At 52.3% G+C, this 22,252-nt stretch carries 23 protein-coding genes; 10 read left to right on the forward strand and 13 right to left on the reverse strand.

Annotation, left to right across the window (positions count from 1 at the left end):
* Window positions 1–40: 40 nt before the first annotated feature.
* Genes OEW58_01840 through OEW58_01850 form a run of 3 tightly spaced genes read right to left on the reverse strand, consistent with a single transcriptional unit; the run spans window position 41 to window position 2,047 of the window.
* Window positions 41–841, reverse strand: coding sequence for a hypothetical protein (locus OEW58_01840; protein ID MDH5300087.1), 801 nt, complete (start codon window positions 839–841; stop codon window positions 41–43).
* 1 nt (window position 842) lies between these two features.
* Window positions 843–1,367 carry a DUF2062 domain-containing protein gene (locus OEW58_01845; protein ID MDH5300088.1) on the reverse strand — a complete coding sequence of 175 codons (525 nt, stop codon included), beginning with the start codon at window positions 1,365–1,367 and terminating at the stop codon, window positions 843–845.
* Window positions 1,368–1,384: 17 nt separating this feature from the next.
* Window positions 1,385–2,047, reverse strand: coding sequence for a Smr/MutS family endonuclease (locus OEW58_01850; GenBank protein MDH5300089.1), 663 nt, complete (start codon window positions 2,045–2,047; stop codon window positions 1,385–1,387).
* 29 nt (window positions 2,048–2,076) lie between these two features.
* Between OEW58_01850 and surE the strand changes: the two genes are divergently transcribed.
* From surE to OEW58_01880, 6 genes are all read left to right on the forward strand, one after another.
* The gene (surE, locus tag OEW58_01855; GenBank protein MDH5300090.1) at window positions 2,077–2,823 is read left to right on the forward strand and encodes a 5'/3'-nucleotidase SurE; all 747 of its coding nucleotides are present in this window, start codon (window positions 2,077–2,079) and stop codon (window positions 2,821–2,823) included.
* A gap of 6 nt (window positions 2,824–2,829) precedes the next feature.
* Window positions 2,830–3,489 (forward strand): protein-L-isoaspartate(D-aspartate) O-methyltransferase, encoded by a 660-nt coding sequence (locus OEW58_01860; GenBank protein ID MDH5300091.1) that lies wholly within the window; start codon window positions 2,830–2,832, stop codon window positions 3,487–3,489.
* Window positions 3,489–4,067, forward strand: a complete 579-nt coding sequence (locus OEW58_01865; GenBank protein MDH5300092.1) for a DedA family protein — start codon at window positions 3,489–3,491, stop codon at window positions 4,065–4,067. The genes OEW58_01860 and OEW58_01865 overlap by 1 nt, the downstream gene beginning before the upstream one ends.
* Complete coding sequence (locus tag OEW58_01870; protein ID MDH5300093.1) at window positions 4,064–4,828, forward strand: peptidoglycan DD-metalloendopeptidase family protein; 765 nt, start codon at window positions 4,064–4,066, stop codon at window positions 4,826–4,828. The genes OEW58_01865 and OEW58_01870 overlap by 4 nt, the downstream gene beginning before the upstream one ends.
* Window positions 4,829–4,915: 87 nt before the next feature.
* Window positions 4,916–5,848, forward strand: coding sequence for an RNA polymerase sigma factor RpoS (gene rpoS, locus OEW58_01875; GenBank protein ID MDH5300094.1), 933 nt, complete (start codon window positions 4,916–4,918; stop codon window positions 5,846–5,848).
* A 211-nt stretch (window positions 5,849–6,059) separates the two neighbouring features.
* Complete coding sequence (locus OEW58_01880) at window positions 6,060–6,884, forward strand: M15 family metallopeptidase (protein ID MDH5300095.1); 825 nt, start codon at window positions 6,060–6,062, stop codon at window positions 6,882–6,884.
* Window positions 6,885–6,933: 49 nt separating this feature from the next.
* On the opposite strand, the gene OEW58_01885 is transcribed toward OEW58_01880, so the two are convergent.
* Window positions 6,934–8,991, reverse strand: a complete 2,058-nt coding sequence (locus OEW58_01885; protein ID MDH5300096.1) for a monovalent cation:proton antiporter-2 (CPA2) family protein — start codon at window positions 8,989–8,991, stop codon at window positions 6,934–6,936.
* A gap of 26 nt (window positions 8,992–9,017) precedes the next feature.
* Here OEW58_01885 and OEW58_01890 point away from each other — a divergent pair, with 26 nt between their 5' ends.
* A complete protein-coding gene (locus OEW58_01890) occupies window positions 9,018–9,884 on the forward strand; it encodes a ferritin-like domain-containing protein (GenBank protein ID MDH5300097.1) in 867 nt (288 codons plus the stop codon).
* Between the two features lie 8 nt (window positions 9,885–9,892).
* Window positions 9,893–10,621, forward strand: coding sequence for a hypothetical protein (locus tag OEW58_01895; GenBank protein MDH5300098.1), 729 nt, complete (start codon window positions 9,893–9,895; stop codon window positions 10,619–10,621).
* Here the strand turns inward: OEW58_01895 and recJ are convergent.
* The 5 genes from recJ to OEW58_01920 all read right to left on the reverse strand — a co-directional run bounded on the left by recJ (window position 10,585) and on the right by OEW58_01920 (window position 16,043).
* Entirely contained in the window at window positions 10,585–12,354 is a 1,770-nt protein-coding gene (gene recJ, locus OEW58_01900) for a single-stranded-DNA-specific exonuclease RecJ (protein ID MDH5300099.1), read from the reverse strand. The genes OEW58_01895 and recJ overlap by 37 nt on opposite strands.
* A 39-nt stretch (window positions 12,355–12,393) precedes the next feature.
* Window positions 12,394–13,518, reverse strand: coding sequence for a GAF domain-containing protein (locus tag OEW58_01905; protein MDH5300100.1), 1,125 nt, complete (start codon window positions 13,516–13,518; stop codon window positions 12,394–12,396).
* 90 nt (window positions 13,519–13,608) lie between these two features.
* Window positions 13,609–14,088: a L,D-transpeptidase gene (locus OEW58_01910; GenBank protein MDH5300101.1), complete on the reverse strand. Its 480-nt coding sequence runs from the start codon at window positions 14,086–14,088 to the stop codon at window positions 13,609–13,611.
* The gene (locus tag OEW58_01915; GenBank protein MDH5300102.1) at window positions 14,085–15,569 is read right to left on the reverse strand and encodes an ABC transporter substrate-binding protein; all 1,485 of its coding nucleotides are present in this window, start codon (window positions 15,567–15,569) and stop codon (window positions 14,085–14,087) included. Before OEW58_01915 ends, OEW58_01910 begins: the two co-directional genes overlap by 4 nt.
* A gap of 3 nt (window positions 15,570–15,572) precedes the next feature.
* Complete coding sequence (locus OEW58_01920) at window positions 15,573–16,043, reverse strand: CYTH domain-containing protein (GenBank protein ID MDH5300103.1); 471 nt, start codon at window positions 16,041–16,043, stop codon at window positions 15,573–15,575.
* A 59-nt stretch (window positions 16,044–16,102) separates the two neighbouring features.
* On the opposite strand from OEW58_01920, the gene OEW58_01925 reads away from it, so the two are divergent.
* Window positions 16,103–16,498, forward strand: a complete 396-nt coding sequence (locus tag OEW58_01925) for a S4 domain-containing protein (protein ID MDH5300104.1) — start codon at window positions 16,103–16,105, stop codon at window positions 16,496–16,498.
* Between the two features lie 176 nt (window positions 16,499–16,674).
* Here OEW58_01925 and OEW58_01930 read toward each other — a convergent pair whose 3' ends face one another.
* From OEW58_01930 to OEW58_01945, 4 genes are all read right to left on the reverse strand, one after another.
* Window positions 16,675–18,027 (reverse strand): hypothetical protein, encoded by a 1,353-nt coding sequence (locus tag OEW58_01930; GenBank protein ID MDH5300105.1) that lies wholly within the window; start codon window positions 18,025–18,027, stop codon window positions 16,675–16,677.
* Window positions 18,028–18,032: 5 nt separating this feature from the next.
* Window positions 18,033–18,818, reverse strand: a complete 786-nt coding sequence (locus OEW58_01935) for a M48 family metalloprotease (protein MDH5300106.1) — start codon at window positions 18,816–18,818, stop codon at window positions 18,033–18,035.
* 65 nt (window positions 18,819–18,883) lie between these two features.
* Window positions 18,884–19,366, reverse strand: coding sequence for an SH3 domain-containing protein (locus OEW58_01940; protein ID MDH5300107.1), 483 nt, complete (start codon window positions 19,364–19,366; stop codon window positions 18,884–18,886).
* 127 nt (window positions 19,367–19,493) lie between these two features.
* A complete protein-coding gene (locus OEW58_01945) occupies window positions 19,494–21,665 on the reverse strand; it encodes an adenylate/guanylate cyclase domain-containing protein (protein ID MDH5300108.1) in 2,172 nt (723 codons plus the stop codon).
* A gap of 169 nt (window positions 21,666–21,834) precedes the next feature.
* Between OEW58_01945 and OEW58_01950 the strand changes: the two genes are divergently transcribed.
* Window positions 21,835–22,239: an NUDIX domain-containing protein gene (locus OEW58_01950; protein ID MDH5300109.1), complete on the forward strand. Its 405-nt coding sequence runs from the start codon at window positions 21,835–21,837 to the stop codon at window positions 22,237–22,239.
* Window positions 22,240–22,252 lie beyond the last annotated feature (13 nt).

Here is a 22,252-nt window from a genome sequence, read left to right on the forward strand (position 1 = left end):
AATTTTGTTCCACGTGGAGCAAAATTTAACCAAGTCAAAATTATTGACTTGGAGGCGGTAGCGGGATGTTGGTGGAGGTTAGCAGGCCCAGCGAAAAATTAGTTGTGCCCTGATCGTTAAACAGCAGCCAACTGAATTTGACGGGCCCCAGCGGTGGGTAAATCCAGCTATGACCCGAGATCCGTAAGTTCAACTCAGGATGACTGGCAACGCCGACGATCTCCAATTGGTATTGGTAACGCAGAGTGTCGAAAACTGCGTAGGGGGTTTCGACTTTTTCTATGCCCAGGTATTGATAACCTTCGGTGACGTTAGCGACTTTTTCGCTACAGACACCGTTATTGCATCGCCATAATTCGTAGCTCAGCAAGGCGGGGGCTTCGGGGGTGGGAGCACCCAGCGAGGCGATGCCAGCATCCGGGCCGCTGCCGTTGAGCGGCGCAGCCCAATAGATCTCGCCTTGCGCGCTTAGGCGAAAGCCTGCGTACACGAGTTGTCCGTTGTCTTGTTGCCAGAACGTACGTTCCATGAAAAACGGTGGGTAATTGACGATATTGCTGCGCCACTGCTCGGTGAACAAGGTTTTATTTTGTAATGCGGAGATACCAGCGGTGGTCGCAGTGTTGGGTTGCCAGGTGAGTGTGATGTCGCCACTAATGCTCAACGGTGCGTCTTGCCCCGTGTACTGGCCGCTGATGACGTAGTTTGCCTGTTCTGTGCCCTGGTACTGACGCAGGCTTAAATTGTCGGGCAGAGCATAGCTTGGGGTGTGTTCTGAGCTACACCCTGTTAGCCAAACCAACGCGAGCAAAAGTGCAAAAGCCGCGGCAGATTTCATCATCTTATCGTTTGGACTGCATTTTTTTCTGACGCTTTTTCCAGTTATGTATAACCAGCATGCGCCAGCCGAACCTTGCCAGAATGTTGCCTAGAACCGCTGCGCTGATCGCAGAGATAATGCTACCCAGCAAAAATGGTTTCCAGATGTGGTCAAGCTCATGACTTAGCCAGTCCCAGGAAAGTTCGAATTCGAAGGGGCTGGGAGGAATATTCAGGATCCAGGCACCCAATTGATAGGTAACGTAGAAAACTGGGGGCATGGTAATGGGATTGGTTAACCAAACCAATGCCATGGAGATTGGCAGATTGACGCGGAATATCAGCGCGCAAGCGGCCGCTGGCAGCATTTGGAATGGCATGGGGATGAGCGCCCAGAACAAGCCAACGCTGAATGCGCCGCTGACCGATTTGCGGTTCAAGTGCCAAAGGTTGTTGGCTAAAATTAAATCACCAAATATTTTCAATGACTTATGATTCGACAGCGTGTGCTTGTCGGGAATATATCGTTTGATACGGCGTTTTATCATCGGGATGCTGAGTGAGGTTATTTTCTTAGGAGTACATAAACTGCCCCGGTGCCGCCGTCTTGCGGCTGGGCAGAGCAGTATGCCAATACGTTAGGGTGTTGACGCAGCCAGTAGGCGACGCGTCGTTTGAGTATCGCTTCCCCTTGTGGGGAGCTCAGGCCTCGGCCATGCACAATGAGCAGATTTTGCCCGTATCGATCTGAGTTTTCCAATACTTGTGCGAGGATGAGTTTGGCCTGTTCAACTGTTTTTCCATGCAAATCAATTCGTGTACTTGGTGGGAGTTGGCCGCGGCGAAGTTTTCGTAAAACGGAACGCTGCAAGCCGTCTGTTTGGTAGGCAAGGAATTCCTGCTGGGGCAAATCCTCAGGAAAAGCAGCGTCGTGAATTGATATGAGCTGAGCACTTTGCGCCAGGGGATCATTCCGCAGAGGACGTTTTGCAGCGCGTTTTGGCTGCTCCAAGCTGACGCGGTCGTGCTGTAAACGACGGGCACCTTCCACTGCGTCCAGGAACAGGGCTCGCTCAGCGTCAGATATTTTTGTTGTTTTAGATGACGTCGCCATTGCCCGAATTTTTCCGGTAAAACCAAGTCGCTCAGTATACGGCAGCGCACATTGCGATGGAAGAGCCGTCCAAACGCTTCGCTGTTGCCTCAGATGAAACCAAGGTATACTCAACCGATTTGGATATTTCCTTGAAAAATAACATGAAGATTCTAGTCAGCAATGATGATGGCTACACCGCGCCGGGCATACTGGCGCTGGCTCAGGCGATGCGGTCGCTTGGTAACGTATCGGTGGTGGCTCCCGACAGAAACAAAAGTGGTGCAAGCAGCTCGCTGACCCTGGATTTGCCCATTCGCGCGCAGAGAATGAGTGACGGCGTGATTCGAGTGGAAGGAACGCCGTCGGACTGCGTCCACTTGGCATTGACTGGCTTACTGAGCGAGGAACCCGACCTGGTGGTTTCTGGCATCAACAATGGCGCCAATCTGGGGGATGATGTCATTTATTCCGGTACAGTGGCGGCAGCGATTGAGGGCCGTTTCTTGGGCTTGCCTGCAGTTGCTGTGTCTTTGGTGGGGCATGATGGTCAGCACTTGGCCACGGCTGCAGCGGTGGCGGTGAGGGTAGTAAAGCATTTGGCGAATGCGCCGATTCCTGCCAACACTATTCTGAATGTGAATGTACCTGATATTCCCCTGCATGAATTGAAAGGAATTTTGCCTACCCGGCTGGGTAATCGGCATAAGGCCGAACCTGTTGTTCGTCAGCTCGATCCGCGTGGCAAAGAGGTTTACTGGATCGGCCCGGCGGGACCCGAAGCGGACGCAGGTGAGGGCACGGATTTTTGGGCGGTCAACCAGGGATATGCCTCGGTCACCCCTATCCAGGTGGACCTGACGCGGCATCAGGCATTGAAGGAATTGTCTGTTTGGCTAAAGGGTGTGTAGGGCTGAATGAATAGTCGGTTGCAAGGTATAGGCATGACGTCGCAACGCACCCGCGAACGACTGGTACAGCGGCTCCAGGCGCAGGGAATTCGGTCGTTGCCGGTGCTTGAGGCGATGCGCAGTACTCCACGCCATATTTTTATGGACGAAGCCTTGTCCAGTCGCGCCTACGAAGATACGGCGTTGCCTATTGGATTTGGCCAAACGATTTCCCAACCCTACATTGTTGCGCGGATGACAGAGTTGCTACTGGCTGGCGGGCCACTGCAAAAAGTGCTGGAAGTAGGCACTGGTTCCGGATACCAGACGGCGGTGTTGGCACCACTGGTTGGTGAAGTATTTACCGTGGAGCGCATTCGTGCGCTGCAAATGCGTGCGCGCGGCAGTTTGCGCGAACTGAAAATTTCCAATGTGCGTTTTAAATACGATGACGGAAACCTGGGGTGGCCGGAACACGCGCCATTTGATGGAATATTGGTGACTGCTGCGCCAGTTGGCGTGCCGCCCGCGTTGCTGGCGCAATTACGTATTGGTGGTCGGCTGGTGATTCCATCGTCGGAAAATGGCCAACAATTTTTGAAGCTGATCATTCGTGAAGAAGAAGGCTATCAGCAACAAATTCTTGATGCAGTGCAGTTTGTACCGTTGTTAGGTGGTGTTCAGTAATGCGCATGTTTTCCAAAATGTACGACAAGGTTCTTGTTTGGGCGAAGCATCGTCGGGCGAGTTACTATTTGGCTGGTTTGAGTTTTACTGAATCTTCTTTTTTTCCGGTTCCGCCGGATGTGATGTTGGCGCCGATGTGTTTGGCAAATCCTTCGCGTGCGCTGCATTTTGCGATGATTACCACGATTTTCTCGGTGCTTGGTGGTGCGTTCGGATATTTCATCGGTGTGTTTGGTTTTGATCTGGTCGAACCCATCATTCAAGCCAATCCAAGTTACCAGTCTGCGTATGAAACGGCGGTACGCTGGTTTGGTGAATGGGGTGTATGGGTGGTGTTTATTGCGGGTGTGTCACCGATTCCCTACAAAGTTTTCACTATTGCGGCAGGTGTTGCCGGAATGGCATTGGTGCCGTTTTTACTCGCATCGCTGATTGGGCGCGGCCTGCGGTTTTTTGCCGTGGCGCTGGTGATTCGTTGGGGAGGTGAGCGCATGGAAACAACTTTGCGACATTACATTGAATACATCGGCTGGTTACTGGTGGCAGCTATCGTTGTCATCTACGTAGTGAGCAGATGATACAAACTGTGATTGCCCAGCTTGGCCGGGTCTGCAGCATTTTTTTCATATTATTGCTCTCTGGCTGCGGAACTTTGGTGCATCACAAGGTTGAGCGTGGCGAAACACTGTATTCCATTGGTTGGCGATATGGTCAGGATTATCGCGATGTTGCCCGCTGGAATAAGCTACGACCTCCCTATCAAATTTCTGAAGGCCAGTGGCTGCGGGTTGCGCCGCCAGAGCCACAATGGTGGGAGGACGAATATCCTGATCGTGTGCGTAAATCGACTGCTCCGCGTGCTCAAGCGCCGACACCGGCCAAGAAAATTTCTCCTGAGAAACCTGTTCAGCAGCCCGCAGTAAAAACTGCGCCATTGCAACCTGTTGTTCCTGCGGATGGCGCGCTCGCATGGCGTTGGCCAACAGCGACAAAATCTCGCGCGCAGATACATCAACACGATAATCGGCAGAAAAAGGGCATTGACATTGAGGGCCAGCTAGGGCAGAACATATATGCAGCTTCTGCGGGTAAAGTGGTGTATGCTGGCGGTGGCTTGGTTGGCTATGGACAGCTAATTATCATCAAGCACAATGGAGCTTTTTTGAGTGCGTATGGTCATAACCAGTTGTTATTAGTGAAAGAGGGGGAAACGGTCAAGTCAGGGCAAATGATAGCTAAAATGGGACAAACCGATGATGGTCGCAGTCTGTTGTATTTTGAGACGCGCCGCAATGGTCAAGCAGTTGATCCTTTGTCGATTTTGCCAGCGTTACCGTGATAGTTTTCGTGTTGAGCAACGGCTGCCCAGGCGGCGTGAATACAATACTAGAATAAAAACTTAGCGCCACGCTAGAAGGAGGACAGGATGGTTCCCACGGAAGATGACGTGAGTTGGATCGAGCAGGATGAGCTCGTCGAGGATGAGAAAGACGAAGACGTTGCCGTCGTCGTTGATGTATCCGAGGGCCAATTGGATGCTACGCGGTTATATCTGAATGAAATTGGCTTTTCGCCATTGTTAAGTGCCGAGGAAGAAGTGTATTTCTCGCGTCTGGCACAAAAAGGCGATGAGTCTGCTCGCAAGCGCATGATTGAAAGCAATTTGCGTTTGGTGGTAAAGATTGCTCGACGTTACCTGAATCGAGGCTTGGCATTTCTCGATTTGATCGAAGAAGGTAATTTGGGACTGATCCATGCCGTCGAAAAATTTGATCCAGAACGCGGGTTTCGTTTTTCCACTTACGCAACGTGGTGGATAAGGCAAACAATAGAACGCGCGCTGATGAATCAAACCCGTACCATTCGCCTTCCTATTCACGTTGTCAAAGAACTAAACACCTACCTTAGAGTTGCCCGTCAATATGCCCAGACGGTTGATCATGAACCAAGCCCTGAAGAAATTGCCCGTTTTCTGGAAAAGCCAGCCGAAGATGTGAAGCGCATTATGGCGCTGAATGAACGCGTCACTTCGGCAGACGTGCCAATTGGTCAGGAAAACGGTCGTTCGGTGTTGGACTCCATTCCTGATGAAAACAACTCTGACCCGATATTGAAACTGGAGGACGAGGATTTTAGTCGTCATCTTGATGAGTGGTTGGAGCAGCTGAACGACAAGCAGCGCCAAGTGGTCATCGGTCGGTTTGGTTTGAATGGCCAGAATATGGCAACGCTGGAAGAAGTGGGTGACCAGATTGGGGTAACCCGTGAGCGTGTCAGGCAAATTCAGGTGGAGGCGCTGCATAAGCTGCGCACCATTATGGAAAAAGAGGGATTTTCAGCCGAGGCGGTATTCTTGTAGGCTTTTAACTGCTTAATTTATAAAGAATTGGCCAGCCGATAAAAAGCTGGCCTTTTTTTTATTTTTGCTGGCAGAATGTTTAAGAATTGACTTAAATAGTGCGATATAGGAAGGAAGAGGACAGGTCGATGGTCCCGGTTTGTGGCATGGCAGGGGCTGCTGGTCGAGATACGGGTCCATTGGTGCGTGAAGGATTGATGGGGTTGATCAAGTGGATAGACGTTCGTTTTTAAAGAGCATGGCAACCGGATTGGTCGTTGCGGGTTCTCCGGGCTTGGCGACGGCGGCGGGCGATATGGACACGGTGGCGGATCGCCACGTAAAGGATTATCTCACCAAGATTAAAAATTTTAATGAGCACTTTCAAGACGATATTATTCTGGATGAACGTCAGTTCGCCTTGTTGAAAAAAGTGGCTAATCGACTTAATAACGTTCAGCGAATGGTGGGCTATGCCAATTTTTCCATGTTGGACATGGATGGAGCGTTATCGGTAGGGCGACGCTACAGCAGCGTGGGTGAGTTCACTGCCGAGGAAAAGGATTTTCTCGAGAAGCTGTTTTATACCAATGCCGGTGAATACGGCTTTTATGGTGAGAAAGTGTTTGCCGGGTTTACCGCCAAAGTGGCAGATAGAGATACCTTGAAGATTCCTGGCAGTGGTCATTATTTGTTCCGTGGCAAGCCCGAGGCGCTATACAACAAGATCGCCAGAGACCTGCGTAACAACGTTGTGCTGACGTCCGGTGTGCGTGGTTTGGTCAAGCAGATGCATTTGTTTGTGCTGAAGGCGATCGAATCGAAGGGGAATTTGTCCATGGCTTCGCGTTCACTGGCGCCTCCCGGGTATTCGTTCCACGGCATTGGCGATTTTGATGTGGGCAAGCGTGGTTATGGCTATCGTAACTTTACCGAAGATTTTGCGCAGACCGATGAGTTCAAACGCTTGTCGGATTTGGGTTACATCAATATCCGCTATTTCGAGAATAATCCGTTTGGCGTGCGCTTTGAGCCTTGGCACATCAAGGTGGTTTGATGCTGGCGACAACGAAAAAATTAAAATAGCTGCCTAGGCAGCTATTTTTTTATCCACGTAACAAGATGGCTTCGGCATGCTCCAAATCTTCTGGTGTGCCGTACAACACGACAACGTCCAGTGTTTGTAGGCGCGTATCCATTCCAGGATTGGTAACGATATTGTCACCGCGGCGCAAGCCGGTGATGCTGATACTGCAGGCGTCCAGTTTCATTTCGCGCAGTGTTTTTCCAACCGCAAACGCGCCATTGGTAATCTCCACGCTGTGCAGACCTTCGCGGCTGACATTGGCACCCGTAATGTCAGTCATCTCCCGTCCGGGGAAAAACTGGCGCAAAATTTTGTAGCGATTGGTGCGCACGTCCTGCACGTGTTTGACGATGCGTTTGACGGGTACATTCAGTAGCATCAAAACATAAGAAGACAGCATCAGGCTGGCCTCTAGCGTTTCTGGCACGACTTCAGTTGCGCCGGATGCCAGCAAATTATCGAGACTGGAGTCGTCGCGCGTCCGTACCAGGACGGGAATGTCTGGACGAAGTTGCTTGGCCTGCTGCAGGATTTTTTCGGTGGCGCGATTGTCGTCAAAACTCAATACCAGCACCTTGGCACGCATCAGGCCGGCGGCTTCCAATATTTCGCGATGGGTGGAGTCACCGTAGTTGACATTTTGCCCGGCAGCGCGGGCTTCGCGTACCCTGACTGGATCAAGATCGAGCGCGGTGTAGCGGAAGTTTTCCTGCTCGAGAAAACGCGCAATGTTTTGTCCAATTCGACCAAACCCGCAGATCAGTACGTGATCTTTCAAGTTTTTGTTGGCCGCATCAATTTCAGCCTGTGCCTTTTGGCGATCACTGCCATAGGTGGATGCGAAGACGAACTTGGCGACGTGACCGTTGTAGCGGATCAAGGCGGGTGTCAGTGCCATGCTGAGAATGATCGCCGCAAGCACAATTTGCGAGTCGGTTTCCGAAATGATGCCATCACCGAAAGCCAACGAGAGCAGCGCAAAACCAAATTCACCACCTTGTGCCAAGGTAATTCCGGTACGCAGTGCAACGCCTTTTTCATGCCCTATGCCGGCACACAGTAAGGTGATCAGCAAAATTTTCAGTACGATCAATCCCACGAGTACCAGCAACACCCAATGGATGACTCCGGGCAGGGCGTGGATGTCCAGCAACATGCCGACAGTGATGAAAAACAGACCCAGTAGCACGTCGCGGAAAGGGCGGATATCGGCCTCAACCTGATGGCGGAATTCTGTTTCGCCCAGCATCATGCCCGCCAGGAATGCACCCAGTGCCAATGACAAGCCGGACAAATGTGTGGTCCAGGCCGCCGACAGCGCAAACAACAGAACCGCAAGGGTGAAAAGCTCGGAAGAATGCGAGCGGGCAATTTCGTGGAAAATCGGTCGCAACAGCCAATGACCGATCGCCAGCATGGCGGCGAGTACGACCACACCTTTGGCCAGCGCCAGCCCGAGTTCCATTGTCAGTGAGGTTTCTCCCTGTCCGGCGAGCACCGGCACCACGATGAGCAGCGGTACCACCGCCAGATCCTGGAACAACAGAATGGCGACCGACAGGCGGCCATGGCGTGAGTTCAGTTCGATCTGTTCCGACAGTTGTTTGATGACGATCGCCGTTGACGACAAAGCCAGTGCACCACCGATGACGATAGCCGCTTCGCCGCTGGTGCCCAGCAACCAGGCAGTGACGCCGATGACGAGCATGGTCAGAACAACCTGTGTGCCGCCCAAGCCAAAAACATCCCGGCGCATGGCGACGAGCTGCGGCAGTGAAAATTCCAGACCCAGCGTAAACAGCAGGAACACCACGCCAAACTCGGCAATGAAGCGCGTTCCCTCGGTGTCGGCAATCCACCCCCAACCATGCGGACCAACCAGCACACCGACAAACAGGTAGGCCAGGATAGGTGGTAAATTCAATCGACGGAACGCAGCCACGGCGATAACCGAAACCGCGAGCAGGATGACGATCTCTTGTAGAATAGTGTGCTGCATGTCTTTGTTGGGAAAGGGGTTATGAAAACGATTATCAGCCCATTCTACCTGAGCCAACAGTTGGGCGCACCTTGTCATTCAGGTAGAATCAGCCTGTGAATTTTATGGATGAGCGCTCAGACAAAGGTGTATCGGTCATGGTGGTAGAAAACGCGAGTCCAGAGCTAGAACCCGGTCAAGGTTTGTTCGATGTTGCGCGCTATTGTTTGCTGCTGAGAAATCCAGAGCAGAAAGTTGCGGCAACGCTGCTGGCGGCCCAGCGCTGGGCGCAGGGGGACTATCCTCTGGCGGGCAGTTCATTGATCGAGCCGGTCCCCGATCCGGGCAGGCCGGAGCGCCCCCATTTGGTCACCAATCACGAATTGCCCATGCGTCGCCTGGGTAGTCAGGAAGGTCACGCTGCGTTCATGCACGCGATCGCACATATTGAATTTAACGCGATCAATCTGGCCTGGGATGCGGTGTACCGGTTTCGTGATTTGCCGCGCGGTTTCTACGATGACTGGGTGCGCATTGCCTGCGAAGAGGCTAGTCATTTTTCCTTAGTGCAGGCCTACATGCAGAAGCTGGGTTTTGAGTACGGCAGTTTTGATGCGCATAACAACTTGTGGGACATGGCGGTACTCACCGATGATGACGTGCTGCGACGCATGACCCTGGTGCCCCGCGTACTAGAGGCGCGTGGTCTGGACGTGACGCCTGGAATGATGACCCGTTTGCAGAATCAAAAATACCACGATGCGGTGGCGATTCTCGAGGTGATTTATCGTGAGGAAATCGGCCATGTCGAATCCGGAACGCGCTGGTTCCGATATCTCTGTCAGCAACGGGGTATCGACGACCTGCAAAAGTTTGAAGAACTGATTGATGATTGGGCGAGGCACCGTATCCGTCCCCCCATCAATGAGCAGGCCCGGCGGGAAGCCGGTTTTACCCAGGAAGAAATCAATTATCTTTATTCATTGCTTTAGGAGGCAGGATGCGTGTTTGGATGGGATTGATGGTTGTGGTCATGCTGATCGGATGCAGTTCCAATCCATTGCGGACGGGCGGCCCGGAAACCGTCGGCGAGGTACTGATTTTTCTGGAACAGTCCTCCGGTCAATCTCAGCGTTACGTTCGTTACCTGATGTCTGACAATGGGATACGAATCGAAGTTGGAGGGAATAATCAAAAGTACTGGCTGTTTGATGCAGAGCAATATCAGTTATTTTCGGTGGATATGAGCAGCCGTACGGTAGAGGTGTTCGCCAAGGGTATGCCGGATGATCAGCGGATTCCATTGGCCTGGACGCATCAGGAAGATGATAGTTTCGCCATGCCCCGCAATGTTGCCCGCACACAGTCCGGCGTTTCGGCGCGTCACCACCGATTGGATTTGGCTGGTCAGCCCTGTCTGGAGCTGGTGGCGGTGCGCTCAATGCTGCCGGCGAGCTTGCAAAAGCTGAGTGATTATCGCCGCTACATGGCGCGCTATGCTGCTGCCGGTTGGCAGGATGCATCATCCGCCGCCCGGGATTGTCAGCGGGCGATGTTTATTCAGCAGCCCGAGTTGGCGTTTTCCCAGGGATTCCCACTAAGGGAGTGGAATGTGGCAGGTGATCAGCGATTCTTGCAGGATGCCAGGGAAAACGTGAAGATGGATGCTCAATTATTTGAAATTCCAAAGAATTATTCCAAAGTCTCAGGTGCCACGCCGACGTTTTGAGGCAACAGGCACTCCATCATCAATTGTAGTCGGGTATCACCACGGAATTCGTTGATGTCGAGTTTGTAGGCGAGGTGTACCCGGTCACCGTTTTGTACCGCCGGGGATTCTCCCGGTTCCAATTGGTTAAAACCAACCGCTTCCACTGGCTGAGGCAGCCTGGGGTGACGCAGAGTGAGCTTCAAATGTTTGTCGCTCATCACGCGTACCTGTAAAACCTCAAAGTGGCCGTCGAACACAGGCTCCGGGAACGCCTGCCCCCAGGGGCCGGATTGGCGCAGGCTGATGGCCGTTTCCAGGTTGAATTCGTCCGGCTGCAGTTCGCCATCGCTGTAGACCACCCCTTGCAGTTGTTCGCGGCTGAGATAATGGGCGACCTCGTCGGCGAAAGCCTGCTGGAACGCCGGCAGATGCGCTTTGGCCAACGACAGACCGGCGGCCATGGCGTGACCGCCAAACTTGTTCAGCAGGTGAGGATGACGTTTGCTGATGGCATCCAGAACGTCGCGGATGTGGACACCGGCCACCGAGCGCGCGGAGCCTTTCAGGTGTTGTTCGTCTTCTTCGGCCAAGGCGATGACGGGGCGGTGCAGGTGGTCCTTGATGCGCGAGGCCAGGATGCCGATGACGCCCTGGTGCCACTCGGGCTGGTAAATGCAGACCCCCAGCGGCAGCCGATCCACACTGCCCAAATTCAGTCGGCGCAGGTCGTCCAGCGCCTGACTTTTCATTTCCTGTTCAATGACTTTGCGTTCCTGGTTAAGGTTATCCAGTTGAACGGCCAGTTGCCGGGCCTGTCCCAAGTTGTCCGCCAGCAGGCAGTTGATACCGATGCTCATGTCCTCCAGTCGGCCCGCCGCGTTCAGGCGCGGGCCCAGGCCAAATCCCAGATCATTGGCGACCAGTTTGGTCAGGGGGCGTTTGGATACCTCAATCAATGCCTGGATACCCGGGCAGGCCATGCCTTGGCGAATGCGCTGCAGACCTTGCGATACCAGAATCCGGTTGTTGTGATCCAGGGCGACCACGTCGGCGACTGTGCCCAGTGCGACCAGATCCAGCAGGGTTGCCAGATTGGGCTCGGCCAGGGTGCGTTGTTCGAACCAGCCAATGCTGCGCAAGTGGGCGCGCAAGGCCAGCAGCACGTAAAAAATCACGCCAACGCCGGCGAGGTTTTTGGATTCAAACAGATCCCCTGGCTGATTGGGATTCACGATGGCATCGGCAGCGGGCAGTTGGTCAGCTGCCAGATGATGGTCGGTGACCAGCACCTGCATGCCCAGGGTTTTGGCGGTGGCAATGCCATCAAAGCTGGCAATGCCGTTGTCCACGGTGATGATCAAATCCGCGCCCAGCTGGTGGACTTCTTCGACAATGCCGGGGGTGAGTCCATAGCCGTATTTGAAGCGGTTGGGAACATGAAAGCTGACGCGGCGAGCGCCCAGCATGCGCAATCCCTTGATGGCAACGGCGGTGCTGGTGGCGCCATCGGCGTCAAAATCACCAACCACCACGATGCGTTGCTCGGTCTGCATGGCGTGATGCAGCAGCGCGACTGCTTGGTCCATGCCCTTGAGCGCATGGAAAGAGAGTAATTGTTTGAGGCCGCAGTCGAGGTCATTGCTGTGCTGTAATGGGCGGCGCTGGAAAACCCGCTTGAGCACCGGGTGTAACTTGTCGTCAAACGAGAGATGGTCGGAGATGATGGGGCGTTGTTTGATGATCTGATTCATGCTGCGGCCACGCAAAAAACAAGGCCGCAGTATAGCAGATCAATAGTTGAAAAAACGGCGCGCCATTTTGACTGATTTGGACTGCATTAGAGCCTTGACGACCTTGGGATCAAATTTTCGCCCGGCGCTGCGTTCCAGTTCCAGCAGCGCACTGTCGTACCCCAGGCATGTGCCGTAAGGGCGATCATTCAGCATCGCGTCCAAATGATCAGCAACGACAATGATGCGCGCTAGCAGCGGAATTTTTTCACCCACCAGACGATGAGGGCCGCTGCCATCATACAGTTCGTGATGAAATTTGATGATGGGTAGCAGATGATGCAGCGGCTTGACGGTATGCAATAAATCCGTGCCCATTTCCAAATGTTTTTTGATGATTTGCTGCTCACGGAATTTGCTGACATCGCCACCGCGACGGCGCACCAGCATGTCGTCGGATAGGCTCATCATGCCTACATCGTGTAGCAGTGCGGCCAGCTTCAGATTGACCAGTTGGGCACGATCCAGTCCCATTTCCTTACCGATGGCGACGCTGTACATGCTGACGCGTTTGGCATGGCCGGCGGCGTTGGGATCACGTTTTTCGATGGCTTCAATCAGCACCTGAATCACCGCATGAAACGTATCATTGAGGGCGTGATACAGTCGGGCGTTGTCCAGCGCGACACCAATTTGTGCGGCCAGACTGGCCAGCATACGACTGTCGGTGTCGTTGAAGGTACCTTGTTTTTTGTTGAGTGCTTGCAGCACGCCAATTAGTTTGCTGCGCACCATGATGGGCACACACAGCATGTTGCGGGTTTTGAAGCCGGAGCTGCTATCTGCCTGGCGAAACAATCGGGTATCGTTTTGGGCGTCTTGAATGATGACCGGTTCGCGATGTTCAGCAACCCAGCCGGCGATGCCTTGACCTTTGGCCAGTTCAATGGTTTTAACCCGTTCGCCTTGATCGCCAATGGCGACATCAAAATACAGTCCGCCGGTGGTTTCGTTGACCAGCAACAAACTGGTGGCATCGCAGTTGATCAAGGTGCGGGTTGCCTCAATGGCATTTTGCCGCACCGTGTCTTCTTCCAGTGACGACATGATCATCGTGGAAACCGCCAGGACGGAATCCAGTTGCGATGTCAGCGAGCTGTTTGGGTTACGGGTTGCGTCTATCATGTCCATGGGTCCGGGCAAGTCAGGGGAGCTAACTTTATGTCGGCCCTGGGCAGGGAAACAGTGTGATCAAGCTCACGCCTGACGTTGGTTTTATTCGATATAAACCGGGCAATATGGCGGAATGGCGGCAAAAAGTTCCATGATATCTTGGTTTTGCATGCGAACGCAGCCGTGCGATAGGGGGATGCCCATGGGTTCACTGTCTGGTGTGCCGTGGATGTAGATGTAACGGCGCATGGTGTCGACGTCGCCCAAGCGGTTTTTGCCGCGTTCGTTGCCGCACAGCCAGAGAATGCGACTGAGAATCCAGTCGCGCTGTGGAAATTGCGCGGCGAGTTCCGGGTGATAGATTTCACCGGTCGGACGCCGTCCCACGAAGACGGCATTGATTGGCTGGTTGTCGCCAATTTTGGCGCGCACATAATGCTGACCGCGCGGTGTGCAGCCGCTGCCACTTTTTTCGCCGGGGCCGTTCTTGGCGGTCGAAATCGTAAATGTTTTTAGCACATCGTTGCCGCGCAACAACTGCAGTTGCTGCTTGGCAATCGAAATGTGCAGACGCAGACTCATGGTGTTTTGTTCGCCAAAATCAAACCGTCGTAATCACCATCCACTGGCAGACGATAATTGCTGATGTTTTTGCGGCTGATCAGTACATTGTCCTCATACCACAGCGGCACGTAGGGCAGGTTTGCGTGGATTTTTTCCTGCAGGCGGCGATATACCTCGGCCTGTTTTTGCAGGTCGCTGAACTTTTCTGCTTCCTCAATTAACTGATCGATTTCCTTGTCAGTAAAGCGACCGCGATTGGCACCATCGGGAGGTGTTGAGGCAGAATGGAACACATAGCGGTAGATGTCCGGTGTTTTAATGCCGACCCAGGCCAGCGAAAATAACTGGAATCGACCGGATTTAATATCACCGTAGAAGGTGCCCCAGTCATAACTCTGAATATTCACATGGACGCCGATTTGCTCCATCTGGCTTTGCAAAATGGTGGCGATGCGGATGCGGAACGGATCATTGGAGGTTTTGTAACTCAGTTCCAGCGGCAGTTTTACTCCCGCCTGTTGCAGTAGTTGCCGTGCTTTTTGCGGGTCGTACTGATAGCTCACCAGATTGTTATGGCCAGCCCAATGGGTGGGTGGCAATAATGCGTTGGCTACGCGCGCTGAATCACCAAAAACGTAGTGAATAATTTCATCCCGGTTAATGCCGTGGGCGATGGCTTGACGAACTTCAAGTCGGCCCAGTATGGGATCTTCCAGATTGAATCCCAGATAGGCGTAGTTGGCGCCCTTGCTGTGCTGAATGTTGACGTCGTGATTTTTCACCAGATAATTGATGAGCTCGGGCGGAATATCATTTTGCATGATGTCCAACTCGCCACGCATGAGTTTCAGCACGCGGACTGTGGGGTTGGGAACGTTGATAAATTCGACGTTTTGTTTATCCGCGCTACGCTGCAGGCGCAGTCGGCCTTCTTCGGGCCAGTCGACAAACCGGAACGGGCCGCTGCCGACGGGTTCGCGCTCAAAACGGTGATCTTTCGCCTGCAAGTCGGCGGGCAAAATTCCAATAACCAGATAGGCGGGGAACAGTGGGTCAGGACGCGTCAGTATGAACTCAATTGTTTGTTCATTTGGTGCGCGAATTTCCTGAATGATGGAAAGCGAACCTCGATGCGGGGAGGCATTTTTTTCGTTCAGGATATATTCGTAGGTGGCTTTAATATCGCGACTGGTGAGCGCTCCACCATGATGGAAGCGGGAGGCGTGGCGCAAGGTGAAAACATAATGGGTCGGTGACTGTTGTTGCCAGTCGGCCAGCGCCGGAATCGGCAGCATTTTTTCGTTGAAGTCGACCAGTCGTTCAAAAATCAAGCGACCAATGCGGGTGGATGCCGCATCCGTCGCGTAACGTGGGTCAACGTTGGCGGGCATGCTGGCCAAACCGAAACGAATGGTATCCGATTGCGGCGAGCTGCAGCTGCTAAGCAGCAGCACGAGCAGCACTGGGAACAATATCAAGCGGCGAACAATGGCGATCAAAGCTTATTTCCAGTCCTTGTAAGGGTGTTTAACCAGGCTCACGTTGTAGTAGCGCACGTCATGGGACACTTCCTGATCAACCCATTCGGGCAGAGGGAATTGCTCGTTCTCGCTGCTGAGTTCAATTTCAGCAACGATCAGGCCGGCATTGTCTCCATGGAATTCGTCGACTTCCCAGGTTTTTCCCTGGTGTTCTACAAAATGTCTGGTTTTTTCAATTAGCGGTTTGACGCACAAAGTATTGAGGAGTTCGTGTGCATCTTTTAGCGGAATCGCATATTCGTATTCCTGGCGGTGGATGCCCAGCGTCGCACTTTTGATGTTGATATTGGCAAGCTGATCTTCAATGCGAACGCGTACGGAGGATTGTTGACCGCCACTAAGGTAACCCTGTCGATAGGATTTGGACTGGCGGACGTGCCGACGCCAGTGATCATTTTTGAGTGTAAATTTGCGTTCTATTTCTACAGCCATCTGCCAATACCGTATAATTTCCAGTCAGTGCAGATTATACCGTTTAAATGGCCGAAAGCATGAGTGACGATAAAAATATTGACGATGATGTCCGTTTGGACAAATGGCTATGGGCTGCCCGGTTCTTTAAAACTCGCAGTCAGGCGGCGGAGGCCGTCAATGGTGGCAAGGTGCATGTCAACGGCGTGCGCGGCAAGTGCAGCCGCAAAATGCAGATTGGTGACAAGGTGCAGATTACCCGAGGTATTGATGTTTACCAGGTGACGGTACTGGATTTGGCAGATAAACGTGGCTCGGCGGCCTTGGCGCAGTCGCTGTATGAGGAGAGCGAGGAAAGTATCAAACGCCGTACCGAGGAATCGGCCATGCGCAAATTGCTTAACGTTAGTGGTGCACCCGCTGGGCGGCCGTCAAAACGCGATCGTCGCGAAATTCGCCGCGTTAAAGGGCATTAACCGGGAAACAAATTTCCACGTAGAACTCGCCAATATCAGTGCGAAATGGCAAAAGTATGGATGTGGTATTGATGCCTGACACAATGCCTTTGGTTTCACCACTTGCAGCATGTTGACGACGGACTCAAGCATGGGGCCGATAAGTCTGGCGTCCATGTTTTCTCCCCCTGGATTGATCAGAAGCTATAAGCGGTGGATAAAAAGCCTGTGATGGAAGTGATTTCTGTTTCCTGCACCAGCGCTTGACCACCAACCATCTGAGATTTTCCTGTCCCTTGGCTGGTCGACAACCCTGCGGTGATGGAAGTGCTGCGGGTGAAATTGGTGATGCTAAAACTGCCACCAAACAAGTCGACGTGCTCAGGTTGACCAGTACGGCCTTCGACAATCTGTGGCGTATTTGCGAAATTGGTAAAGGCACCGGCACGAATAGCCCACTGACCGTTAATGTAGAACTCAGTACCGAACGAGTAGTTGATCAAGGGCTTTGGGATGCCATACATGCCTTGGTAGACGCTGAGACTGCCGCTGAGCAGCAAGCGTGGACTGGCAAAATAGGCGATGCCGGCGTTGACATTATAGGGGAAAACTCGTTGGAAATTGCTGGATTTCTTCTCAATGGTGACCTGGTTGTATTTGCACAGGCCGTTTTGATCCAGGGTAGTGGGATCCTCTTCGATACCGTTAAAGTCGGTGGAATAGCAACTCTGCTGTTCATCATTGCGAGAGCGCAGCAAGGTGGTTTGTGAAAAGGTTACGCCGATGGAAACTTTGTCGATGGGACTGAGCATGACGCCCAGGATCGGTTTGATGCCATATTCGGTTAACGTGATGTACTGGTTGATCCAGTGGTTGGTATTGACGGTATTGGTACTGTCTTTTAAATAACTGCCACTACCATCTGAGGTACGCTTGCCCGTGACTGGGTCAATCTTCCAGTCGGGATCAGTAAGCTGATACTGCTGATTGAATATCATGTCCTGTTTACGGTAGTGGCCGTACAACGTCAAGCCAACGGACAGATAATTGTTTATTTTGAATGCGTACGATGGACCAATGTTGTAGGTGTTGTCCTGACTGTTGAAGTTAATGTCGAACACATTTCCTGGTCCGGGAGTGTCGTAAAATTTTTGATCCTGGTCTTCCAGTGCCGAGTCGACAATCGCATAAGAAAATCCGGCGGTGCCGGGGCCCAGCGGTTGGATCATGCCGAAGAAGTTGGGCAACAGAATTTGAGAGTGACGTTGCCAGTCATTGCCACCGAGTACATTTTTATAGCGGGTGGTAGTGCGGTGAAAGGCGTTAGCGTTGGCGGAAAAACCGGCACCGCCGGAAAATACCACGCCTGCCGGGTTGTAATACAGGCCAGCCGGATCATCGGCGACGGCAACATAGGCGCCGCCCATGCCAGAGGCGCGGTCACCAATCAGCAGATTATTGTAGTGATATTCATCGGCAATGACTGTCGATGCTGCCAGCGAAATCACGCCGGCGATGGCAATCGTTGAAGTACGCTGCCACTGGGTCATATCCACTATCCACCTTTGGAATACTTTTTAAATCGGGACTTTGCCGTTGCACCCTTGAAGTCGTTCAGCCCTTCGCTTTTGATGACGTCGTCAATGGCGGTGAACCGCTGTTGACTGATTGGATGAGTGGACGCTTCTTGTGTGCTATGGCGGTTGTCGACACGTTTCAGGTAACGCTTGAGCGCATGGACGTCATATCCGGTACTGGCCAGTAACAAAATGGCTTGGGTATCGGCACCGTATTCGTCATCGTGATTGAAGCCGGTTTTAAATAACAAGTCGACGGCTTGATCCAACGCTTGTAAAAAGGCGGCGGCGGCCGAATCTTTGCCACCACTGAGAAGTCGTGCGGCTCCGGTGACATTCTCGTTTTCATCTTTGCCTTTGATCTTGAAGGAATTGACGATGTGGCGTTCGCCAATATGGGCTATTTCATGCGCCAATACGGCCGCCAATTCTGATTCGTCTTCCATTTTCTGTAGCGCGCCACGGGTAATAAACACATAGCCACCGGGGGTGGAATAGGCGTTAACGAAGTCTGCATCCAGAACGGCAAAGCGGAATCCCAACTCAGGACGATTGGCATTGGATGCCAGTGACTGTCCGACCAGATTGACGTACTCAGTGAGCTTGGGATTATTAAGCAGCGGAACGCGTCCCAGGATGCGAGCCGCAATGTTCTGACCGAATTCAATTTCTGCCTGGATGTCATTGTCAGTGATTTGCTGCAAGGTCACTTGATGTTCACGTTGATGAAAATCCCCGGCAACGCTATTGGCAGAAAAAAACAAGCCGCCCGTGAGTAGGGCGGCAAGTAGTGTAGAAGTTGTTCTTTGGGAGGTTGTTAGTGTGTTTATCATTTAAATGGTCTTTCATCCAAGAAACTAACTAGTTTGTCCGAACTAATACTCATTTTCTCGACGGTTGCCAATGCCTGGAAATCAGTGGCGGTTTCGTACTGGCCAAGGCGATTACGCTCATCACCTTGCAAACCACGTACCGCTGCAGTGGTTGATACGGACGATGCGCGCAGGCGGGCATTGTCTTGCAGGTTCTCGTCATTTAGCGCCAAACGACGAGCCGCTCTGCCAGGAGGGTTGGGAGACACGGACAAGCGTGAGATCCAGCCCTCTTTGTCATGGTAGCGTACCTTGAACCAGCGATTGTTCTTGTCGGTGGTGACGAGTTTTTCGCCTTTGGTTGCACTTTCAATGGTTTGGGATGAAAACGTTGGTTCGGATTTGATGCTGGCTTTGGCACTGAGGATATACAAATATTCCTCGGCATAAGCCTGGCCGGACAGAAGTGCAACTCCTACCAGTAGCGCCAATCGTTTCATAAATGTTCTCCGATCAATGTCAGTTCGTCTTGATAACAGGATCGGCGTCAGGGCGAACTCTCTTTAATGGCAGAAGAATTATAAAGTGTGATGGTAGTCACAGTTAATTCTCCGATTAAAAGTAGGATTACTTGCTGGTCATGGTGAAAACACCGTCCCAGGAGTCCGCTGGAGCTTCCTGCATGTAGTGCAGGCAACGTTGGTTGAGCATGTCGAATGCAAAATCCAACGAAGTTTTAGCCAGCAGGGACGCCGCTTCGTGCCATTGTCTGGCGAGATAATGGTCGAAGGCCTGCTGGGCAATGGCCGCCAGTTGTTCAGCCGCCCGGCGTTCCTGTTCGCTCATCTCCGCGATGATTCCTAGCGGTTGATAGATGCGAACCGGTTGTTTTTTTCCTTTGACTCGGACCAAGTCAATCAGGCGGCACACGATTTCATCTTTGACATCCTGCTGAGTGGTTTCGGTGATCAGAACGCAGGTCTGGTATTGCTTGGTCAAACCTTCCATGCGCGAGGCCAAATTCACCGTGTCACCAATGATGGTGTAATCGAGCTTGGTGTCCGAGCCGATGTTGCCAAGGATTGCGTGCCCGGTATGGATGCCTACGCCGATGGCAAGCGTGGGATAGCTTTGATTGGTCAGCCACTGGTTGACATTCACCAAACGTTTTTCCATTTGCATCGCCGCACGAATCGCATGAAAAGCGTGTCGTTCCATTTTTACTGGCGCCCCCCAATAGGCCATGATGGCATCGCCGATGAATTTATCGATGGTGCCTTGTTCAGCAAAAATGGCTTCGGTCATGTCAGAAAAATAATGATTGAGAATATCGACCACTTTTTCCGGAGGTAAGGTTTCGGACATGTTGGTAAAGCCACGGATGTCAGAAAAAAGTACGGTGATACGTTCTTTCGATCCGATGCCGGCCTTGGCAAATTCTTCATGATTGTCGACCACGGTATTGAGCACCGCTGGTGATAAGTATTGGGACATCATATTTTTGAAGCGCTGCTTTTCCTTGCCTTCAGTTAATGCCAGTACCGCAAAACTGCTTAACCAGGATGAGGCGATGCCCAGCGCAGGTGAAGCCAGATTGATTACCCAGTTTTGGCCAAACAGATAATAGGCACAGGCAAACAGAGTCACGCCGAGTGCAATAGGTAGCAGTGCTTGGGCAACGCCACGCTTGCCCAGAAAAATCCCGTAAACGGTGATAAAAATCAGCAACCAGATCAGCACGTATGTCAGCCAGGTAGGTGCTTGTTGCAGAAAATCATTTTGCAAAATATTACTGGTGATTGAGGCGTGAACATTGACTCCTGGCAAGCTGGCGTCCATTGGGGTGTTTTTCAAATCGAACAGGCCTGCCGCACTGGCACCAATGAAAACATATTTGTTTTCAAACTCACGGGGATCGACAATCAGCTTGTCGGTGTTTCCATTTTGCATTTGTTGAATGGCGGCGAAGATGCCACTAATGGAGTAGGCTTTAAACTCTGAGTAATAATTAACCAGATATTTTTCGTCGCTATCCAGTGGAATTGTGCGTTCGCCAATATGCAGTTTGCCATCGTGTTTGATAATTTCGCTGGGTTCCCACTGATCGAACAGGGCAGCGGTCGACAGAGAGGGAAATACCAGATCTTGATAGCGGTGCATCAGGCGGACACGTCGATATACGCCATCCTTATCACTATTGACGTCGACTACCCCGATACCGGCGCTGCTTTTCCATAAATCTTCAAAGGGTAAATAGAAATTGTTGTTCTGCAGACTGGTCAGGCCGTCGATTTGGGTATCGCCGTAGCGCAAATTAAGCGAAAAGGTGCCGGAAAATTGTTCAGGCAACGGACGGTTTAGCTGATGCTGATTAGAGGCGTCCGCCTGATCCAGCACAAATCGTGTTGCGTGATAGGCAAATGGTGCTTCGGCGGTGGCTGCGACCAGAGCTTGATCATCGTCGGTATTCTGCTGGGATTCGGTAAAGGTGATATCAAACATGACCGCCTTGGGCGGGGCGAGGGCAAAAAAGTCCAGCAATCCCGCGTAGACAGATCGTGGCCAGGGCCAGCGTCCCAGCGAACTTTCCAAGGCCTTTAATGAGGCATCATCAATAAGGATGACGGCGACATTAGCGTCGGGCTGCCGGTCGGCGCGCATGGTTTGCATGCGTGCGTCGTAGGACCAGTTTTCCAGTGGCGTGAGCAATCCTGCGCCGTAAAGAAAGCTGATCAACAGGCCGTTGATCAGACTGATCAGGGCGATTTTTTTGATATGTTTACCGATGCGTTTTTGCACAGGTGCCACCTCCGCGGTGAACTAATACAAGGATATCGAGAGAAGTTGGCTAGCCTTGAGTGACAAAAAACGTTAAGGTTGCCATATAGTTAAAAAGTTGGCAGCACCTCGAGTTGTTGCCCTGGAGGCGAGTGGGAAAGGGTAGTGTTGACCAATGGAACAGAAAAGCATGTCCGCAGGAGTAGTTGTAGTGATGCGCGACGCTCAGTCGTATCACTATCTATTGTTACGTGCCTATCAGCATTGGGATTTTCCCAAAGGGATGGTTGAGGCTGGCGAGCAGCCGTTTGACGCCGCGCTGCGCGAAGTGCGCGAAGAATCGACGATTTGCGATCTGGAGTTTCCCTGGGGCAAGGAGTTTTTGGATACCGGCCCCTATGGGCGGGGCAAGGTTGCAAGGTATTACCTGGGACTGACTCATCAGCGCCAGGTTGATTTGCCCATCAATCCGGAAATCGGTCGTCCGGAACACGAAGAATATCGCTGGGTGAGCTATCAGGAAGCCAAAAAGCTGGTGACACCTCGAGTGCGTACGGTACTGGAGTGGGCCAATCAGCGACTCTCGTTCAATTAGATTGTTACTACAT

The organism is Gammaproteobacteria bacterium, assembly GCA_029884425.1.
Taxonomy (GTDB): Bacteria; Pseudomonadota; Gammaproteobacteria; order S012-40; family S012-40; genus JAOUHV01.

Coding starts and splice junctions, on each gene's coding strand:
- OEW58_01950 (MDH5300109.1), top strand. CDS start 21,835: ATGTCCGCAGGAGTAGTTGTAGTGATGCGCGACGCTCAGTCGTATCAC.
- OEW58_01910 (MDH5300101.1), bottom strand. CDS start 14,088: ATGAGTCTGCGTCTGCACATTTCGATTGCCAAGCAGCAACTGCAGTTG.
- OEW58_01840 (MDH5300087.1), bottom strand. CDS start 841: ATGATGAAATCTGCCGCGGCTTTTGCACTTTTGCTCGCGTTGGTTTGG.
- OEW58_01940 (MDH5300107.1), bottom strand. CDS start 19,366: ATGAAACGATTGGCGCTACTGGTAGGAGTTGCACTTCTGTCCGGCCAG.
- rpoS (MDH5300094.1), top strand. CDS start 4,916: ATGGTTCCCACGGAAGATGACGTGAGTTGGATCGAGCAGGATGAGCTC.
- OEW58_01845 (MDH5300088.1), bottom strand. CDS start 1,367: ATGATAAAACGCCGTATCAAACGATATATTCCCGACAAGCACACGCTG.
- OEW58_01925 (MDH5300104.1), top strand. CDS start 16,103: ATGAGTGACGATAAAAATATTGACGATGATGTCCGTTTGGACAAATGG.
- OEW58_01870 (MDH5300093.1), top strand. CDS start 4,064: ATGATACAAACTGTGATTGCCCAGCTTGGCCGGGTCTGCAGCATTTTT.
- OEW58_01920 (MDH5300103.1), bottom strand. CDS start 16,043: ATGGCTGTAGAAATAGAACGCAAATTTACACTCAAAAATGATCACTGG.
- OEW58_01860 (MDH5300091.1), top strand. CDS start 2,830: ATGAATAGTCGGTTGCAAGGTATAGGCATGACGTCGCAACGCACCCGC.
- OEW58_01865 (MDH5300092.1), top strand. CDS start 3,489: ATGCGCATGTTTTCCAAAATGTACGACAAGGTTCTTGTTTGGGCGAAG.
- recJ (MDH5300099.1), bottom strand. CDS start 12,354: ATGAATCAGATCATCAAACAACGCCCCATCATCTCCGACCATCTCTCG.
- OEW58_01890 (MDH5300097.1), top strand. CDS start 9,018: ATGGATGAGCGCTCAGACAAAGGTGTATCGGTCATGGTGGTAGAAAAC.
- OEW58_01895 (MDH5300098.1), top strand. CDS start 9,893: ATGCGTGTTTGGATGGGATTGATGGTTGTGGTCATGCTGATCGGATGC.
- OEW58_01930 (MDH5300105.1), bottom strand. CDS start 18,027: ATGACCCAGTGGCAGCGTACTTCAACGATTGCCATCGCCGGCGTGATT.
- surE (MDH5300090.1), top strand. CDS start 2,077: ATGAAGATTCTAGTCAGCAATGATGATGGCTACACCGCGCCGGGCATA.
- OEW58_01905 (MDH5300100.1), bottom strand. CDS start 13,518: ATGATAGACGCAACCCGTAACCCAAACAGCTCGCTGACATCGCAACTG.
- OEW58_01885 (MDH5300096.1), bottom strand. CDS start 8,991: ATGACAAGGTGCGCCCAACTGTTGGCTCAGGTAGAATGGGCTGATAAT.